The sequence below is a fragment of the Martinezella rhizogenes genome, assembly GCF_007002745.1.
Classification (GTDB): domain Bacteria; phylum Pseudomonadota; class Alphaproteobacteria; order Rhizobiales; family Rhizobiaceae; genus Agrobacterium; species Agrobacterium cucumeris.
In genome coordinates this window covers 142,082-160,572 of the sequence record NZ_SGNY01000009.1, presented here as the reverse complement: position 1 = coordinate 160,572, position 18,491 = coordinate 142,082, and the positions used below count along the sequence as shown (strand labels likewise).

18 protein-coding genes are annotated in these 18,491 nt (G+C 59.4%); 10 read left to right on the top strand and 8 right to left on the bottom strand.

All coding sequences use genetic code 11. The features are described from left to right. The first annotated feature begins 290 nt into the window (after positions 1–290). From EXN68_RS22480 to EXN68_RS22450, 7 genes are all read left to right on the top strand, one after another. Positions 291–2,144, top strand: coding sequence for an ABC transporter permease (locus EXN68_RS22480; protein ID WP_142842945.1), 1,854 nt, complete (start codon positions 291–293; stop codon positions 2,142–2,144). After that, positions 2,144–3,277, top strand: a complete 1,134-nt coding sequence (locus EXN68_RS22475; protein ID WP_142842944.1) for an ABC transporter ATP-binding protein — start codon at positions 2,144–2,146, stop codon at positions 3,275–3,277. Before EXN68_RS22480 ends, EXN68_RS22475 begins: the two co-directional genes overlap by 1 nt. Positions 3,278–3,311: 34 nt before the next feature. Then, positions 3,312–4,436: an ABC transporter substrate-binding protein gene (locus EXN68_RS22470; protein ID WP_142842943.1), complete on the top strand. Its 1,125-nt coding sequence runs from the start codon at positions 3,312–3,314 to the stop codon at positions 4,434–4,436. Positions 4,437–4,451: 15 nt separating this feature from the next. Then, the gene (locus tag EXN68_RS22465; protein WP_142842942.1) at positions 4,452–5,600 is read left to right on the top strand and encodes an ABC transporter substrate-binding protein; all 1,149 of its coding nucleotides are present in this window, start codon (positions 4,452–4,454) and stop codon (positions 5,598–5,600) included. Positions 5,601–5,695: 95 nt separating this feature from the next. Next, positions 5,696–6,766: an ABC transporter substrate-binding protein gene (locus tag EXN68_RS22460; protein ID WP_237681455.1), complete on the top strand. Its 1,071-nt coding sequence runs from the start codon at positions 5,696–5,698 to the stop codon at positions 6,764–6,766. 63 nt (positions 6,767–6,829) lie between these two features. Then, positions 6,830–7,747, top strand: a complete 918-nt coding sequence (locus tag EXN68_RS22455; protein ID WP_161991452.1) for an inositol monophosphatase family protein — start codon at positions 6,830–6,832, stop codon at positions 7,745–7,747. A gap of 32 nt (positions 7,748–7,779) precedes the next feature. Next, positions 7,780–8,406: a dual specificity protein phosphatase family protein gene (locus EXN68_RS22450; protein WP_142842939.1), complete on the top strand. Its 627-nt coding sequence runs from the start codon at positions 7,780–7,782 to the stop codon at positions 8,404–8,406. Positions 8,407–8,526: 120 nt separating this feature from the next. On the opposite strand, the gene EXN68_RS22445 is transcribed toward EXN68_RS22450, so the two are convergent. The 3 genes from EXN68_RS22445 to EXN68_RS22435 form a co-directional block, all read right to left on the bottom strand. Beyond that, a complete protein-coding gene (locus tag EXN68_RS22445; protein WP_142842938.1) occupies positions 8,527–10,083 on the bottom strand; it encodes a TerC family protein in 1,557 nt (518 codons plus the stop codon). A gap of 332 nt (positions 10,084–10,415) precedes the next feature. Next, on the bottom strand, positions 10,416–11,066 hold the full coding sequence (locus EXN68_RS22440; protein ID WP_142842937.1) for a DedA family protein: 651 nt from the start codon (positions 11,064–11,066) through the stop codon (positions 10,416–10,418). A gap of 110 nt (positions 11,067–11,176) precedes the next feature. Continuing rightward, positions 11,177–12,193: a DUF1402 family protein gene (locus tag EXN68_RS22435; protein WP_142842936.1), complete on the bottom strand. Its 1,017-nt coding sequence runs from the start codon at positions 12,191–12,193 to the stop codon at positions 11,177–11,179. Between the two features lie 230 nt (positions 12,194–12,423). Between EXN68_RS22435 and EXN68_RS22430 the strand changes: the two genes are divergently transcribed. Continuing rightward, positions 12,424–13,092, top strand: coding sequence for a transglutaminase-like cysteine peptidase (locus tag EXN68_RS22430; protein WP_142842935.1), 669 nt, complete (start codon positions 12,424–12,426; stop codon positions 13,090–13,092). A gap of 31 nt (positions 13,093–13,123) precedes the next feature. Here the strand turns inward: EXN68_RS22430 and EXN68_RS27705 are convergent, their stop codons facing one another. Continuing rightward, complete coding sequence (locus EXN68_RS27705) at positions 13,124–13,348, bottom strand: hypothetical protein (RefSeq protein WP_142842934.1); 225 nt, start codon at positions 13,346–13,348, stop codon at positions 13,124–13,126. Between the two features lie 17 nt (positions 13,349–13,365). Continuing rightward, the gene (gene phnF / locus EXN68_RS22420; protein WP_142842933.1) at positions 13,366–14,088 is read right to left on the bottom strand and encodes a phosphonate metabolism transcriptional regulator PhnF; all 723 of its coding nucleotides are present in this window, start codon (positions 14,086–14,088) and stop codon (positions 13,366–13,368) included. Positions 14,089–14,194: 106 nt separating this feature from the next. Here phnF and EXN68_RS22415 point away from each other — a divergent pair, with 106 nt between their 5' ends. Next, positions 14,195–14,914, top strand: a complete 720-nt coding sequence (locus EXN68_RS22415) for an HAD family hydrolase (protein ID WP_142842932.1) — start codon at positions 14,195–14,197, stop codon at positions 14,912–14,914. Continuing rightward, the gene (locus EXN68_RS22410; protein ID WP_237681445.1) at positions 14,911–15,591 is read left to right on the top strand and encodes a pyridoxine/pyridoxamine 5'-phosphate oxidase; all 681 of its coding nucleotides are present in this window, start codon (positions 14,911–14,913) and stop codon (positions 15,589–15,591) included. Before EXN68_RS22415 ends, EXN68_RS22410 begins: the two co-directional genes overlap by 4 nt. A 66-nt stretch (positions 15,592–15,657) precedes the next feature. Here the strand turns inward: EXN68_RS22410 and EXN68_RS22405 are convergent, their stop codons facing one another. Genes EXN68_RS22405 through EXN68_RS22395 form a run of 3 tightly spaced genes read right to left on the bottom strand, consistent with a single transcriptional unit; the run spans position 15,658 to position 18,466 of the window. After that, complete coding sequence (locus EXN68_RS22405; RefSeq protein ID WP_142842931.1) at positions 15,658–16,743, bottom strand: ABC transporter ATP-binding protein; 1,086 nt, start codon at positions 16,741–16,743, stop codon at positions 15,658–15,660. After that, on the bottom strand, positions 16,740–17,567 hold the full coding sequence (locus tag EXN68_RS22400) for a carbohydrate ABC transporter permease (RefSeq protein WP_142842930.1): 828 nt from the start codon (positions 17,565–17,567) through the stop codon (positions 16,740–16,742). The genes EXN68_RS22405 and EXN68_RS22400 overlap by 4 nt, the downstream gene beginning before the upstream one ends. Next, entirely contained in the window at positions 17,564–18,466 is a 903-nt protein-coding gene (locus EXN68_RS22395) for a carbohydrate ABC transporter permease (RefSeq protein WP_142842929.1), read from the bottom strand. Before EXN68_RS22395 ends, EXN68_RS22400 begins: the two co-directional genes overlap by 4 nt. Positions 18,467–18,491 lie beyond the last annotated feature (25 nt).

The window sequence follows — 18,491 nt, the reverse complement described above, 5'->3', positions numbered from 1 at the left end:
AATAAATAAGATAGTGATCACGTGTGCATTTTTTCGTTGACAAAACGTCTTTTAAGACGGATCATGCATTCCAAGGTGAAGTGAGTTATGGAATTTTTATTCTACCTCCGCTTTGCCGGCGATGTTTTCGGGAGGAGCTGGGATCATCGTTGTGGGCGGGTTGGAAGCCCGCTTCTGAAGCATTGATGCATTGTTGAAGGTCACGCACGCGCCGTCTGTTTTTCAGGCTTCGCGAAGGCAGATGCTTGCCGGCGTGTCAGGGCAATGGCGTGGCCATACGGGGAGAGATAATGGCTCTTTTAAGCGAATCGACGAAGGCGGAGGCATTGGGGCGTCCCCCTGCGACCGCGCCTTCGGCATGGCAGGCCTGGCGATACCGCCTCAAGGTCGCGCTCCGGGAGCCGACGACGCTGATCGGCGTTCTGACGGCCCTGCTTTTTACCTATCTGATCGTCGTTCCGATCATTTCGATTATTCTCGACGCCGTCCGCGTCCAGTTCGGCCATGAACGGCGTCTTGGCAAGGATGTTGGCGACCTCACGCTTTATTATCTCGACAGGGCGTTTTTCTCGCCTGTCGCGACAGACCTTTTCTGGCGGCCGCTCTTTAACACGCTGACCGTGGCTTTCGGGGCGATCGCGCTTTCGCTGGTCATCGGCACCGTGCTTGCCTGGCTTATCAGCCGCACGGACATGTTCGGTCGACGCTGGTTCGCCACCGCGCTGATCGTGCCCTATATGCTGCCGGCCTGGACCTTTGCGCTGGCCTGGACGACCCTGTTCAAGAACCGCACCGTTGGTGGCCAGCCCGGCTGGTTCGAGGCCATCGGCCTCACTCCGCCGGACTGGGTTGCCTATGGGCGTTTCCCGATCACCATCATCCTTGCCCTGCATTATACGCCTTTTGTCATCCTGCTGTTCGGCTCGGCGCTTCGCCGCTTCGACTCGCAGCTTGAAGATTCCGCCCGCATTCTCGGTGCACACCGTTATCAAGTGGCCTTGCAGGTGATCATGCCGCTGATGCGCCCGGCGCTGTTGTCTTCCATGGTGCTGATCTTTGCGAAGTGCCTCGGTGAATTCGGCGTACCCTATGTTCTCGGGTTGCCCGTGAAGTTCGAAGTCCTGTCCACCTCGCTGTTCCGTAGCATTGCGTCGCGCCAGACCGGTGTTGCCGGTGTCGTTGCGGCCTCGATCATGCTCATCGGCATCATCACGCTGATGATCGATGCCCGCCTCGTTCGCGAAGCGCGCCGGTTCGTGACCATCGGTTCGAAAGGCTCGATGAACCGGCAAAACCGCCTCGGCAAGATGCGGCTTCCGGCAACCGGCTTTGCGGCTGCCATCTTCATCCTCAGCGTCGGTCTGCCGCTTCTGACGCTGGCGCTCTCGACCATCATGAAAATGCCGGCCAAATTCACGCTCGACAACTTCACGCTCGATTACTGGATTGGCACCAACCTCAACACCGTGGCTTTGCAGACCGGCGTTCTTTTGAGCCCTGATCTCTGGGCGGCCGCCAAAAACACGATGATGATCGTCGGGCTTGCCTCGCTGACATCAGGCGTTCTCGGCCTCCTGGTCGGTTATGTCGTCATCCGCACGCCGGTGCGCGCCCTGTCGGTCTATCTGCGACAGGTAACTTTCCTGCCCTATCTCGTGCCCGGCATCGCTTTTGCCGCCGCCTATCTGTCGCTGTTTGCCGTTCCGCGCGGGCCGATGCCGGCGCTCTATGGCACGGTGACGATCCTCATACTGGCGCTGATTGCCGACCAGATGCCCTATGCCTCACGCGCCGGCATCTCGGCCATGACGCAGCTTGGAAAGGACCCGGAAGAGGCGGCGCAGATTGCCGGTGCCGGCTGGTTCCGCCGCATGATCTCCATCGTCATCCCGATCCAGAAGGGGTCGCTGGTGACGGGGGTTCTCCTGCCCTTCATCTCGGGCATCAAGGGCTTGAGCCTCTTCGTCATCCTCGCCGTACCGAGCACGGACGTGCTGACCACCTATTCGCTGCGACTGGTCGATTACCACTACACGCAGGCCGCCAACGCCGTGGTGCTGATCATCGCCGGCATCGCCTATTTCGGCACGCTGTTGGCCCAGAAACTGACCCGCACAAATCTTGCAGAAGGACTTGGAAGCTGATGCCTACCATCAACCTGCGCGGTGCGCAGAAAAACTACGGTGTGAATTCCGCAAATGCGGTTTCCGATCTCGATCTTGAAATCCGCGACGGTGAATTCATGTGCCTGCTCGGCCCTTCCGGCTGCGGCAAGACCACGACGCTGCGGATGATCGCCGGCCTCGAAAACCTCTCCGGCGGGGAAATCCGCGTCGGCGACCGGGTGATCGATTCCGTTACCGATGGCATCTTCGTGCCGCCGGAAAAGCGTGAAATGGGCCTGGTCTTCCAGAGCTATGCGCTGTGGCCGCATTTGACGATCGAGCGCAATACGGATTTCGGCCTGCGTCTGCGTAAGCTGCCGAAGGCCGAACGTGAAGCTCGTGTCGAACGCGTCATGCAGGCGCTCGATATCGCCAAATATCGCGATCGTTACCCGTCGCAGCTTTCCGGTGGCCAGCAGCAGCGCGTGGCGCTTGCCCGCATGCTTGCCGTCAATCCCGGCGTTCTGCTTCTGGACGAACCACTCTCCAATCTGGATGCCCGGCTGCGGCTGGAAATGCGCGCCGAACTGAAGCGGCTGCACAAGGAGTTCAAGACCACCATCGTCTTCGTGACGCATGACCAGTGGGAAGCCATGACGCTTGCCACCACCATCGCGGTCATGAACGAGGGCACGCTGCAGCAGATGGGCACGCCGAACGATATCTATGATCGCCCCGCCAACCGCTTCGTCGCCGAATTTGTCGGCAGCCCGCCGATCAATATCCTGACCTTCGGTCAGCCCGGCGTCTCGGATGTTGCCGACAAGGCGGAAGCTTATTTTGCGGCGCGTTATCCGCAACTGCGCGGTATTGCCTCGGTCGGCATGCGGCCGGAGGCGATGGGTTACGTGATGAAGCCGGAAGACGTGCCACAGGGCAGCTTCTCCGGCGAGATGACGGTGACGGGCGTGCTGCCGACCGGCGGCAGCTGGATTCTTGAATTGAGAAGTGAAAACCACACGCTGTTCCTCACCACCCATTCCCTGCCGCGTATCGACAGCGGCGACCGCGTGTTTTTCCACGTGCCGCCGGAAGCCCTGCACGCTTTCGATGCAAAGGGACAGCGGGTCACCGAGGCGGACGCCGTTCTACGCAACAGCACCTACAACTGAAAACGCCGGCAAAAACGGCTGAAGGAGAAACAGTATGAAGCGGACAATGACGGGTTTGAGCCGGCTGTTATGTGCAACGGCAATTGTCGCAACGTTTGGCGGCGCGGCGAAGGCGGAAGAGCCGTTCGACCTCAATGCCCTGATCGAGGCGGCAAAAAAGGAAAAACCGATCACCGTTTATGACAGCACCGGCAAGATCGTCGAAATGGCGAAGAACTTTGCCGCGAAATATGGCGTCGGTGCCGAGGGTGCGAAGGTCAAGGCCTCGGCCCAGCTGGAAATGATCATCCGCGAGGCGCGCGCCAACAATATTCAGGGCGATGTCTCGATCATCAGCGATGCGCCGGCGGCGATGGCGCAGCTTATTCCGATGGGTTTTGTCGAAAGCTGGCTGCCGCCGGATATGGCCGGCAATATTCCGCCGGAATATCAGGATCCGCTCACCGTCGTCACCAGCGCCAACGTCTGGGCCTATAATAGCGAGCTTTTCGACAAATGCCCCGTTTCCAACATCTGGGAACTGACCGACCCGAAGTGGAAGGGCAAGGTGGCGATGCAGGATCCGCTCGGCAAGGCATCCTATGTCGACTGGTTCAACCAGATGGCCAAGCACGGCGATGGCGAGGTGAAAGCCGCCTACAAGGCGCTCTATGGCAAGGATATCGAAACAGCAGAGACGAGCGCCACCGCAGCCTGGGTAAAGGCACTTGCCGCCAACGCCCCGCTGCTGACCGACGCCGATGCGGCGGCCGCCGAAGCCGTGGGTTCGCCCGGCCAGAAGGACGCGTTCATGGGCCTCATCAGCTCGGCCAAGTTCCGTGACAACGCCGAGAAGGGAATGAAACTTGGCCTCTGCAAGGAGCTGAAGCCGTGGGCCGGCTGGCTTTATCCGGGCGTCGGCCTGATTACCAAGGGCACGGATAGCCCGAACGCGGCGAAGCTCTTCATTCATTACATCATGACCGCTGAAGGCATCGCGCCGCAGGCAATCGACGGCAAGATGTCGACGAACAAAGAGGTGAGCCTGCCTGCCGACGAGCCTTCGGGTATCGGCGCGGTTCTTAATGACATCCTGCCCTACAGCATGGCCACCAGCCTTGACGACTGGGATGCGCGCGAAACCTGGCAGGACTTCTGGCGCGTGAACTACAAAAAATAACGGGGGGAGCACTTGGTGACGATCACTACTCAGAACAAGAATGGCAATGAGCGCAGGCGGCGGGGGACCGCCTCCGCAATTTGCCTTGGCTTCTCGCTGGCACTCAGCGGGGCCGTCTATGCGCAGGACGCTTTTAATCTCGATGCGCTCATCGATGCCGCGAAGAAGGAAAAGCCGATCACCGTTTATGCGGTGACCGGCAAGATCGTTGATACCGCGCAGGCCTTCACCGCCAAATACGGCGTGCAGGCGAGCGGCAAGAAGGTGAACGAGGCGACGCAGGTTGAGTTGATGATCCGCGAGCATCGGGCCGGCAATGTCGTCGGCGATGTCAGCGTCGCAACCGATGTCGCCTCCGCCATGGGGGAGCTTTTGCCGGAAGGCATCGCCACCAGTTGGTCACCGCCGGATATGGAAGGCGATATTCCGCAAAAGCTGCGCGATCCGCTGGTCGTCGTCTCGGACCCGCATGTGTTTACCTACAATACCGAGAAATACGACACATGCCCGGTCACCAATATCTGGCAGCTGACGGAGCCGCGATGGAAGGGCAAGCTGGCCATGCTCGATCTCTTCGACAAGCCGCTTTATGCCGACTGGTTCAACCAGATCGAAACCCACCACGATGCCGATGTTGCCAGGGCCTATGAGGATCTCTACGGCAAGAAGCTGGAAACGGGCGAAAAAAGCGCAACGGCGGCCTGGGTGAAGGCCTTTGCCGAAAATGCGCCGCTGCTGACGGATTCAAGTTCGGTTGCGGATGCGGCCGGTGCGCCGGGGCAGGCCGATCCCTTCTTCGTCATCACCTCGGTGGCGAAATATCGTGACAACGAGGCAAAGGGGCTGAAGCTCGGGCTTTGCAGCGGCGTAAAGCCCTTTTCCGGATTTCTCTACCCCGGTTTCGGCTTGATTGCCGGGCAGACGAAAAGCCCGAATGCGGCGAAGCTTTTCCTGCATTACCTGATGACGGAAGAGGGCATCGCGCCCCAGACCGCCGACGGCAAACTCTCCGGCAATACGAAAATCGCTCTGCCGGCGGATGAACCCTCGAAGGTTGCCGATCATCTCGATGAGCTGATGGCGTTCGATGCCGCAACGGCGGCCGACGACCTCGACAAGCGCGAAGGTTGGCAGGATTTCTGGCGGGTGAACTACAAAAAATAAACGGAAGGCGGGCGCCAAGCCCGCCTGTCTTTTCCTTGGGAGGGGAAACGATGAAAAGAACCAATTTGAGAGCGGCGTCAGCCATTGCTGCGGCAATGATCGGATTGTCTGCAATGGCCGCTGCGGCCGAAGAGGCCTTCGATCTCGATACGATCCTGGCGGCGGCAAAGCAGGAAAAGCCGATCAATATCTATGACAGCACCGGCAAGATCGTCGAGATGGCCGATAAGTTCAGCGCCAAATACGGGCTGAAGGCAACGGGTGTGAAGGTCTCGGCCAATAGCCAGCTGGAGATGATCATCCGCGAAAGCCAGTCCGGCAACGTTCAGGGCGATGTGGTGCTGATTACCGATGCGCCATCGGCGCTCGCGCAGCTTCTGCCGGCGGGTTTTGTCGAGAATTACCTGCCGGGCGACATGGCAGCGAAAATCCCGGCGCAGTTTCAGAACCCGCTGGCAATTTCCACCAACGCCAATGTCTGGGCCTATAATACCGAAGCCCATGACAAATGCCCGGTGGGCAACATCTGGGAACTGACCGAGCCGAAATGGAAAGGCAAGGTCGCCATGGTCGATCCCTTGAGCAAGAGCACCTATACGGACTGGTTCAACCAGCTCGAAGCCCATGGAAATCAGAAGGTGGCTGCAGCCTACAAGGCCCATTTCGGCAAGGAGATAGAGGAAAAAGGCGCGTCGGCCGCCTGGATCAAGGCAATGGCTGCAAACGGCCCGCTTGCCACCGAAGGTGATGACCCGGTGGCGGAAGCTGTCGGTGCGCCCGGCCAGAAACAGCCTTTTTTCGGCCTGCTCAGTTCGGCCAAGTTCCGCGACAATGCCGACAAGGGTTACAAGCTCGGCCTCTGCACGGGCCTCGATCCATGGGTCGGCTGGACCTACATCAAGCTTGGGCTGATCGCCTCCAAGACCAAGAGCCCGAATATGGCGAAGCTCTTCATCCATTATGTCCTGACGGAAGAGGGGATCGCCCCGCAGATGAAGGACGGCAAGCTGCCGACCAATATCGACATCAAGATGCCGGCTGACGAACCCTCGGGGCTTATGAAGGTCGCCGACAGGCTGATGGGCTATGATTCCGCCACCGGCCTTGATGACTTCGACCGCCGTGAGGAATGGCAGGACGTCTGGCGCGTCAACTACAGGAAATAATCCCGGCTGGCGCGGCCCAGGCCGCGCCGCCTCCTCCTTCTTTTTTGAACGAACAGACTGGATATGCCAATGCAGACCGCATCTTCAACCGAGCGCAAATCTGGAAATGAGGCGGCGCTTTCCCGTTCGATGCGGTTGATGAAAATCGCCGAGACGGCTGCGCGGGCCGTGCGTGATCCGCTGCTTTCGGCGTTCCGCTCGGAAATGGCAGTGGACTATAAAGTCGATCTCCACGACATCGTCACTATTCATGACAAGCGTGCTGAAGCCGCCATTCGTGCTGTCATTCTCGCAAGCGAACCCAATTCAGCGATCATGGGCGAAGAAGGCGGCCAGATCGGCAGCGGCGATGTGCAGTGGTATGTCGATCCGATTGACGGCACGGCGAATTTCGCCCGTGGCCTCGCCTTCTGGTGCGTGTCCATTGCCTCCGTCATTGACGGCGAGGCCGTTGCCGGCGTGGTCTATGATCCCGTGGCGGACCAGATGTTTTCCGCCAACCTTGAAGCTTCCTATCTGGACGGAGACAAGCTGCGCTCCCGCAGTGTTGCAGACGAGACCCGGGCGACCTTGATCACCGGTTATCCTGTCTCGCGTGATTTCCGGCTGGATGGGCGGGAAGCGGCGCTTGCCAATTTCGGCGCTCTTGTCGAGACCTTCTCGACATTGCGCCGGCCTGGCAGCGCCGCGCTCAGCATCGCCCATGTTGCGGCGGGCTGGACGGATGCGGCCGCCGGTTTCGGCGTTAATGCCTGGGATGTGGCCGCAGCCATTCTTATCCTCAAGAACGCGGGCGGAACCTATGAGCCGCTGACCCTTGGAAAGGTGGCGGAAGGCTCCGCCGATTTCCTCTGCCCCGGCTATATCGCCACGGGCGAAGGGGCGAACTACCCGACATTGCAGCGGGTGGCGCGATCCATATCCGCAGACCGCACCGCAAAGGCAAAAGCGCAGCATAGCCAGCCGGCCACGAAGGCCTGAAGACGTAATATCGGCACCGACGGAGACATGACATGCCACAACCGGAAAAGATCCAATCCCCAGAGCAGGAATCCCGCGAATTGCCGAAGCTCAGCCGCATCTATGAGCGGCATCCGCTTTATGGCGTCGATCTTTTCATTTCCGGCAAGGAGGGCGCGAGCGACCTCAACCTTCTGCGTCAGAACGGCATCACCACCGTCGTCAATTGCGCCGTTAATCTCGACTTCAATTTTGTGGAGCAACCGCAAATCGTTTCCGATCATGAGGGCAGTGTCTATGGGCCGGGCGAAATCCGCTACTACAAGATCGGCCTGATCGATGGCGCCGGAAACCCCGATACCCAGATGGTTGCTGCCCATTACATTCTGCGGGCGGCGCTGGAGCAGATATTGCCCGACAAACCGTCCTATCCCCGGAGGGAGCGTGGTAGCGTGCTCATCAATTGCCGGGGAGGGCGGTCGCGTTCCGTCGCCGTCGTTGCGCTCTTTCTGCACCTGACGCTGCCGGTGGAATTCCCGACGCTTGACGATGCCATCGACTTCGTTCGCGTGAAGCGTGAATTGCCGGAAAACGAATGGTTCAAGGCACCGAAGCCCGTGCTTGCGGATGCTGCCCGCCGGGCTGCCGGCTGGATCGCGATGATCGACGCCGCACATTAAAGAAAGACCGCCTCGGTCCTCCTTGAATTCAGGGTAGTGACAAGCCCTCGGCACGAGGCCGAGGGTGACGCCGTGTGTGCCGAGAGGCTGCCAGTTAGGCATCCTCTCGGCCGTTCGGCTTTAAGCTTCGCTCACCGCGTCATTCCACGCCCGGACCTTCTCGATGTTCCGTTCTGAACGGGATACGATCTCGAAAGCGAAGCCGTCGCCGGAAACACGCTCGCCGACCTCGGGGAGGCGGTTGAGACGCCACAGGATGTAGCCCGCGACGGTGGAATAACGATCGGCCTCATCCACGAGATCGATGTCGAGAAGATAAGACGCCCTTCTGATATCGACGGCGCCGTCGATAAGCCAGGAGCCGTCTTCCGCCTTTTCCGAAATCAGCAGTTCTTCGCCTTCTTCAGGGAATTCGCCGGCGATCGCCTCGAGAATATCCGTCGGCGTGGCTATACCCTGCAGCGTACCGTATTCATCGATGATGACGGCCATCTGCAACGGAGATTTGCGCAGCTGTTCCATGACCTGCAGGGCCGTGGCGCTCTCATGCACCACAAGCGGCTGCCGCAGCGAGCTTTCAAGGTTCAGGCTGCCGTCACGCAGAAGATCGCGCAGCAGGTCCTTTGTGGCCGCGACGCCGAGGAAGGAGTCCAGCTTGCCCTGCGCGAGCATCAACCGGGAATGGTCGAGTTCCAGCAGGCGGTGGCGCAGCGTCTCCGGGTCGGCGTCGATATCCAGCCAGTCGATCTCGGTGCGTGGTGTCATGATCGAGACAACGGGGCGTTCGGCAAGTGTCAGCACGCCGCGGATCATGTCCTTTTCTTCGGATTTGAACAGGTCGCTGAGGGTGGCCTGTTCGGCGATAAGATCGGCCGTCTCGCCAAGCGGCTGTTCACCCACCCGGCCGCCGAGAAGCCGCAGAATGGCATCGGAGGTGCGCTCACGCATATCACCGGCGGTGATGCGCTTTTCGCGGTTGCGCCTGCCAAGCTGGTTTGCCGCCTCAATGAGCACGGAAAAGCCTATGGCCGCATAGAGGTAACCCTTCGGAAGATGGAAACCGAAACCTTCGACGATCAGGCTGAACCCGATCATCAACAGGAAGCCTAGGCAGAGAATGACCACGGTCGGATGTTTCGACACGAATGTCATCAGCGGCCTGGAGGCCGCCATCATCACGGCCATGGCCACGCAGACGGCGGTGATCATTACCCAGAGATTGTTGACCATGCCGACGGCGGTAATGACGCTATCGAGCGAGAACACGGCGTCGAGTACGACGATCTGCACGATGACCTGCCAGAAGACCGCATGGACCACCTTGCCCTGCTTCGGCTTGTGGTCACCCTCAAGCCGTTCGTGCAGCTCCATGGTTCCCTTGGCGAGCAGGAAGGCGCCGCCGATGATGAGGATGAGATCGCGTCCGGAGAAGGAGAAGTCCGCGACTGTAAATAGTGGCCGCGTCAGCGTGACGATCCATGAGATCGAAAACAGCAGCAGGACGCGCATGATGAGCGCCAGCGACAGGCCGATGACCCGAGCCTTGTGGCGCTGGTGTGGTGGTAGCTTGTCGGCAAGGATCGCGATGAAGACGAGATTGTCGATGCCGAGAACGACTTCGAGAACGATAAGGGTGACGAGGCCGATCCAGATGTTCGGATCTGCTAGGAATTCCATGTTCAGGAGCCTTTATGGGAATGGATGCGAACACGTAAAGCCCCGGACTGAACATCCGAGGCTGAAAGCTGTCGCGTTGAGGAAAACAAGAAAATCCGAGGCTGGCTGCGCTTCACGCGAGCCAGCCTCGTTCGGTGTCGACTACTGTCGGTACTGTCGCCTTCGTCAGGCATAGGGCGAATTTATCCCGCTATCCGTGAATTCTTGTGCGGGCTGAATTAGCAGATTTCTCCTGGACGGGAAAGCATTTTCATCCAGCCTGGCCTGATGCCGGCAGCTGGAGCCTGATGTGGGGTGCTTGCAGAACGGCGAAATCTGCCGGCGCTGCGCCATCACCGCGCGCGGCTTGGCCTCTTCCTCGCGGGGGTCATGCGTCGCGTGATCAAGGCGCCGACAAAGGCGATCAGAATTGCGATTGCCGTCGCCAGAACCGCAAGGCCCAGCCAGTGGACTTCGGTGAGTTCGCCAAACTGTTCGGCGCCCTTTGCCGCGAGCCAGCCAGGGGCAAGCAGCACCGGCACCCAGAGAATGGCGGAGGTGATATTGGCGGCCTGGAAGCGGCGCTGATCCATGCCGATCATGCCCGCGACCAGAGGAACCGTGCAGCGCAAAGGTCCGAAAAAACGGCCGAAAAACACGGCAAAGAAGCCATATTTCCGGAAAAAGAGCCGCACCCCAGCGACCCGTTCGCGATAGTGCCGCAATGGCCATCGATGGACCACGCTCGGCCCCAGCCATTTGCCCATCATGTAGGATACGATGTCGCCAAGTACCGCACCGAGGATCGCTCCCGTGACCACGGGAAAGGGGTCGATGACGCCGCTGCCGACCAGCCCGCCGATCAGAAGCATCAGCGCCGTGGCCGGAATTATGAGCCCGAGAATGACGATCGATTCCCCGAAGGCAATGAAGCCGACAATCACACCCGCCCATGTCTGATGTGTGCGAATGAAGGTTTCTGTTGTTTCGAGAAGACTGTCCAAATCGAACTCCGCAGATATTCAAGATGACGAAATTGTTATCGCCGTCCGAACCATAACCAACGCGATGGCCGGCTCACTCAAGGATTGACGAGGTGGCGACGGAACGGTCGCTATCGCGTTTTCTCGCCGATGTCCGATGTCGTTCGCTGGTCGACGCCCTTGCCATCAAGAATGTTTTTCAGGATGGCGAGGCGGTCGTTGATCAGCCATCCATAGTAATTTTCAACCGGCAGGCGGGTTTTTGCGCCCGCATCCACCGCCACCCGCAGCCGTTCGGCGCGCCGCCTTGGCTGGCCGACATTATAGAGCGTCGCGGTAATGCCGGGATTGCCCGAGATGTCGAAGCCCTTTTCCCGGTAGGCATCGATGGAATCTCTGATGATGGCGGCGATGTAGATGATGCTGCGGTCGGGGTCCATGACGTCACGGTAGATTTCCTTCGGCCTGTCCGCCGAGAGTTTCGGCAGGCCGCTCGTTTTGTTGACGAGATCGCTGACCTGCAACGCCGTCAGCGGGCTGATCTGGCCAAGACCGAAGGTCTGCCCGGCATAAAAGGGCTGGAAGAAGGCGCGCTGGAACGAGATGGCCTCGTAGCTGGCGCCATCCACCACCTTGCCGCGGAAATCTTCGTCCCAGACGGTATCGCGGCAACTCCATTGTTCGGAGGTGGTGGCAAGCGGCTCGCAGGACCGGAATTCCGGCCGCTGGAGGAATGACTTCAGGGAAACGCCATTATAACTGAATTTGATATCGAGTTCGGCGTAGGAAATGGCCTTGACGTAATAGGTCTGCAGGCGATCCACGGCCGAGACGTTGAAGGTGTGCTCACCGACGATGGCACCGACAATGTGGATCGGGTCGATGCCATAGGCCGCTGCTGCCTTCCTGATCTTGCTGAGAAGGGCGGGCTCGCTGTTCAGGAGGTTAATCGTCTTGCCGAATTTTTCCTCGTAGGTCGTGTAGAAAGCCTTGGTCCGGATCGCCGAAGCGCGTGGTATTTCCGGCTGCTCGGCGGAGCGATTACCGGGAGGAACGACAGTCATCTGCTGCGCGACGGCGTAAGAAGGAAGGCAGGCCAGTGTCATGATGACGGTGGCTGTGCGGGTGATCTTCGCAAACAGGCTCATGCAACATTCTCTGTAACGGGGATTCATCGTGGTGGTGTGTCTTTCTTAGGCAGGCCATCCCCGCATGGCAAGTTTGCCGCCGCTCACATTCCCGTTCTTGGCGATTACGAAGGGTGTCGCACGACCCGGCGGTAGCAGGTTCGCCAATTTTCGGGATCGTTAAAAGTCGAGCGGTTTGTTTCATTTGAACTCAAACCGGCAGCGATAGGTCATGTCATCAGGAGATGAACATGAGCTATTTCAACAAATTGCTGCAGGCATGTTTTGTTCTGACCGTGGCCGGTCTGCTTTCACCGGCAGAGGCTTCGCCGTCGATGTCGACGGGCGCGATCACTTCCCAGCCGGTTGGACATTATGAATTCTGCCAGCGGCATTCGGCGGAGTGTCAGCCCGTGAAGGCCATGCCGCCGCTTCATCTCACGCCCGACAACTGGAAAACCATGGTTTCGGTCAACAGCGCCGTCAATGTCGAAATCGATCAGCGCTCCGACATGGAAGTGTGGGGCCACGAGGACTACTGGGAATATCCCTACAAGGGTGCGGGGGATTGCGACGACCTCGTGCTGGAAAAGCGCAAGCGGCTGATGGATATCGGTCTGCCGGCCTCCAACCTGCTGATCACCGTTGTCCGTGACGAGCGGGGCGATGGTCATGCGGTCCTCACGGTAAGGACGGATCGCGGCGATTTCATTCTCGACAATATGAAGCCGAAAATCCTCCGCTGGGACGAGACGCCATATAGCTATCTCAAGCGTCAATCCACCGATCATGCCGGTCGCTGGGTGGATATTGATGGCTCCGGTTCGCCGGCCATCGCCGCGCGGGAGGTCGATCGCGGCACCGCCGTGCCCGCAACCACCGCGCGCCGTAACATCATCGATCTGTTCAGGAACCGCTGAACCAGCGGTTTCCGGGAGCCTGCTGCAACACCTAGTCCTGGCGTTTCAGGGCGTCGACTGCGGCTTCTGCGCGTGCTGCCGCCTCCCTTGCTTCGCGCGCAGCATCGGAGGCTGCTTCAGGGTCGGTGGAGGAACCATCATAGCCGCCCATGGCGCGCTCCCCTATGCCGATGTGAAAATCCTTCAGCTGGAAAGCGGCAAATGCCAGGAGGGCGGCCATGCCAATAAAAAGGCAGGTCTTCATGTTCCGTTTCATTCGCGTTTCCCCGATATTCAGTCGGTGATATGCAATTCGATCGCTTGTGACGAGAAGCAGCCGATGAAGCAGGATATCGGGTTGCCGTCCGTCGTCTGGTCTATCGCGGTATAGGCGAGGACCGGCAGGGATTTGGATGATTTGAGGAAATGATGTTCGTGAGGAGCGGGCAGTCTTGCGACGACGATTGTTTTTGCACGGTGATAATCATCCACGCCGAACCGTTTCAGCGTTTCGCTGATCGATCCAAGTTCCTCGAAAATTTCCGGAAAGCCGGAAAACCGTGTCGCGCAACAAAAGCGCGTGCCGATGCCGATGGGGTGGCCGTTGGCGTAAGCGCTGATTTCCAGGGCAATCAGCGGCGCTTTTGCGCCGAGACCAAGAGCTGTCGCAACGTCTTCCGTCGCCGGTTCAAGCCACCAGCGCAGCAGTTTGCGTTCCGGGCGCGCATTCACGGCTTCAAGATTGCGGTCGAAATGCACGCGGCGGCCAACGACGTAAGGGATCGGCGCTTCGCTGACAAAAGTGCCGCTGCCGTGCAGAATGCGCAGCAGGCCTTGTTCTTCCAGTGATGCCAGCGCCCTGCGCGCGGTCATCCGGTTGACGTTGAATTCCCGGGCGATGTCCTGGCTGGAGGGAATTTTTTCGCCCGGCTTCAACTGCCCCTGTTCGATCCGCCCGCGCAATGCGGCGGCGACCTGCCGCCAGAGCGACTGTGTTTCTGATGTTCCGTTGTCCATGCGCGGCGTCCGATTGTCTTGCAGATGTCACATGAATGAGTTTAAAGGTATATACCTCTAAAACGAGGTTTATTCCATCTATAACTCATTCATCCCGGTTGTCCGCATGAATACCAGTATTTCGCGTTATCGCTACATTGTTTGGGATTTTGAGGGCACCCTTGCCGTTCGGAGGGGACGTTATACCGGCGCGCTGGAGGCCGCAGCGGGATTGGCCGATCCCGCCTTCCTCGGCATGGCCGACAATATCCGTCCGTTTTTGTCCGGGGCGTTTCCCTGGCATCGGGCGAAACTCGCACATGCCTTCGTGGAGGATGCGGAAGGGTGGTGGCGCGCCATTTTCACCGCAGCCGAAGCGGCGCTCGTGGCACTGGGCATGGACCGAGGCGTGGCGGCGGAGGTCGCAGAACGCTCGCGTGAGATCTATCTCGATCCCATCGGCTGGGAAGTTGATCCGCAGGCGATGCCGGTGCTGGCGCAATTATTCGCCGCCGGCTGGCGTCATGTGATCCTGTCCAATTTTGCGCCGGAACTACCTTCACTGGTAAAAAGCATCGGGCTCTCCGGTTACATGGATCATGTCTTTTCCTCCGGGCAGATCGGCCTTGAGAAGCCCTCGGCCGCGCTTTTTCGTCATGTGGCCGAGGTTCTGGCACCGCATCGTGCTTGCTGGATGATTGGCGATAATCCCCATGCCGACATTGCCGGCGGCCGAGCCGCCGGTCTTTCGACCATCTTGCTGCGACCTGAAGGCCTGGGGCCCGGACTTTCGGTCACTGAGCTTTTCGCCATTCCCGCCATTATTTTAGAGGAGAACAGACCATGACATGTTCCGAGGCCATCGCCCTGTCGATGAAAGACAGGCTGCGCCAAATCCCGTCGCTGAAAGCGCCGCTTCCGGAGTGTGATCCGCTTGCGCTGCCCGATACGCCGCAGGACGCTTTCGCCCTGTGGCTGCACGATGCCCTCAATGCCGGCATCCGCGAGCCGCACGCCATGACCTTGTCCACGGTGGACGAGAATGGCTGGCCCGATGCCCGCATGCTGATCCTGAAAAACCTCGATAAGCGCGGCTGGCATTTTGCCGTAAAGGCCGAGAGCCCCAAGGGGCGGCAGATCGAAAACAGATCGCATGTCGCTTTGACCTTCTACTGGTCGGCGCTCGGACGGCAGGTCCGCCTGCGTGGCCCCGCAATCATGCTTTCTGACAGTGAATGTGCGGAAGATTTTCTCGACCGGCCCGTCAGTTCGCGGGCCAGCGCCATCGCCTCGCGGCAAAGCGAAATTCTGGAAGCGGGCGAGGGCCTTGAAAGCCGCATGGCCGAGGCGCAGGCCCTCATCGCGGCCAATCCGGATTATGTTTCCCCGGGATGGCGTGTCTATGCCGTTGCGCCTGTTGTCGCGGAGTTCTGGCAGGGGGCATCCGACCGCAATCACAAGCGGCTGCGATATGTTCTCTCCGGAGACAGCGCGACATGGGACAGGTCTCTTCTCTGGCCGTGAAACCGACCCGGACCGTTGGAAACCGTTTTGGTTTGCCGAGGGTCCGGTGTCTTGCTTGTCTTCGGCTTATCGGCTTGCGAGGCCGACGCCCGTTTCTTCATCGAAGAGATGCATATCGGACGGGTTGATATCGAGGCCTATGACCTCGCCGGCCTTGACCTCGCTGCGCCCCTGCACCGCAATGATCAGTTCCGTGGATGTGCCCGTTGTGAGGAATGTGGCTGAGCCGGTGGTTTCCACGGCCGAAACGGGCAGCGTCAATGCCGCGCCATTTGCCGCTACGGGCCTTATGTGTTCCGGCCTGATGCCGACGATCACTTGCTGGCCCGGCGGCAGGGCGGCCGGATTGCTGATCGGCTGCGGCGGCTCGCCTTCGCCGAACCGCAACAGAAGCGAAATGCCATCCGGGCTGACGGTAGCCGGAATGAAATTCATCGCCGGTGAACCGATGAAACCCGCTACGAAACGATTGACCGGGCGGTCGTATAGTTCCAGCGGCGTGCCCTGCTGTTCGATGATACCATCACGCATGACGACGACATGATCGGCCATGGTCATCGCCTCGATCTGGTCATGGGTAACATAGACCGAGGTTGCGTGCAGGCGGTCGTGCAGCGCGCGAATTTCCTTGCGCATGTGGACGCGCAGTGCCGCATCGAGATTGGAAAGTGGCTCATCGAACAGGAAGGCCTGCGGATTGCGGATGATCGCCCGGCTCATGGCCACGCGCTGGCGCTGGCCGCCGGAAAGTTCACGCGGATAACGCTTCATCAGCTTTGAAAGACCCGTGGTGGCGGCGACTTCTTCTGCCGCCTTGCGGGCCTCGGCCTTGGCGACGCCGCGCATGCGCAGGGAATAGGTGAGGTTTTCCTCCACCGTCATATGCGGGTAGAGCGCATAGGACTGGAACACCATCGCCACATCGCGCTTGCGGGGCGGCACGCCATTCATGAGCGTGCCGGCAATGCGCATGTCGCCGGCCGATATGGTTTCCAGCCCGGCGAGCGAACGCAAAAGGGTGGATTTGCCGCAGCCGGAAGGGCCGACAAGTGCGACAAAAGTGCCTTTCTTGATGGAAAGGTCGATATTTTTCAGGGCATGAAAGGCGCCGTAATATTTGTTGACGCCAGAAAGTTCGATCTGAAGGGTCATTTGAGTGCTCCTGAGGTCAGGCCGGAAACGATGCGGCGCTGCAAGAGAATGAAGAGGGCGAGAATGGGCGTCACATACATGGTCGCATAGGCCATGATGTTGTTCCATTCGCTGGTATTAGGGCCCATGAAGGAATTGAGGCCGACGCTGGCGGGCTGCAATTCGGCCGCCTGTATCATCGATTTCGAATAGACGAATTCGCCGAATGCCTGCATGAAGATGAGGATGGCGCTGACGAGAATGCCGTTTCTGGCAAGCGGCAGCACGATGTTGAAAAATGCGCCGACGCGGGAATTGCCGTCCACCAGCGCCGCCTCTTCCAGCTCCTGCGGCACGGCCATGAAGGTGGCGCGCACAAGGACCACGAAGAAGGGCATGCTTTTTGCGGCAATAGCGAGGATGACCGACAGACGCGGATAATCCAGAAGCCCGAATTGCGAGAAGCCGACGAAGATCGGTGTGATCATCAGCGATGCCGGCAGAACCTGCAGCATGAGGATGAGGAACAGACCGGTATCCACCCAGACATTGCGATACCGCGCCAGCACATAGGCGCAACCGACACCGAGAATGGTGATCAACAGCACAGCGCCGGAGGCGATCAGCACCGAATTCCACAGATATCGGCCCATGTTGCGGCTTTGCCAGACATAGGCATAGGTTTGCCATTGCGGGTCTGTCGGCCAGAAGCCGGGCGGGTTGGCGAACATTTCCGAGCCGCTTTTGAGCGAGGTCAGATACATCCAGTAAAGCGGGAAGAGGTAGATGATGGCGAGCACGATGGCGATTGCCAGCATCAGGCGATTGCGGTTGGTGGTGCTCATCCGCGCACCTCATGCCGTGTGGAACGCACATAAACGATGGAAGCCAGCATGACGAAGACGATCATGATGACGGAGATCGTTGCGCCCTTGCCGAAATCATATTGCCGGAACGACAGGTCCCAGGCCCAATATTGCGCCACGTTGGAGCTGTTGTTCGGCCCGCCATCGGTAATGGCGGCAAAAAGATCGAATTGCTGCAGGGTAAAGATCAGCCCGAGCGAGACGATCGCGCCGATGGTGGAGCGCATCATCGGCAGGGTGATGGTGTAGAAGCGTTGCCAGGCGTTCGCCCCGTCCAGCTCCGCCGCCTCGTAAAGATCGCCGGGGATTGAGGCAAGACCGACGGAAAGCAGGATCATGTTGAAGGAGGTGCCGAGCCAGACATTGGCGATGACGACGGCCCAGAGTGAAAAGCTGGCATCCGAACGCCAGAAGATATTGCCTGAAATCAGGCCGCTTTCCCGCAGGAAGAAATTCAGCACACCGAAATCGCCGGACAGTATCCAGTTCCAGATGGCGCCGACGACGAGGCCGGGCATGACCCAGGACACGAGGAACAGGCCGCGCAGCCAGGTGGCGCCGGGAAAATTCACCCAGAAGAACAGCGCCAGACCGAAACCGATGGCGAATTGCCCGGCAATCGAGGCGACCACGAAGGTGACGGTGTTCATCAGGATCGGTAGGGTTTCCGGCTGCCGGAACAGATCTACGTAATTCTTGAAACCGACAAACGGGCGCACGAAGGTGCCCAGGCTGAACATGTCGACTTCTTGAAAGCTCATAACAATGTTGTAGATGAGCGGCAGACCCGCCATGACGAACAGGAAGCCCAAGGGCAGGGCGACAAGGACGATGTCGAAACCGCGACCGTCACTGACGCTGGAAAACAGTTTTTTCATGAAACATCCTCGCAAGCTCCGCTTG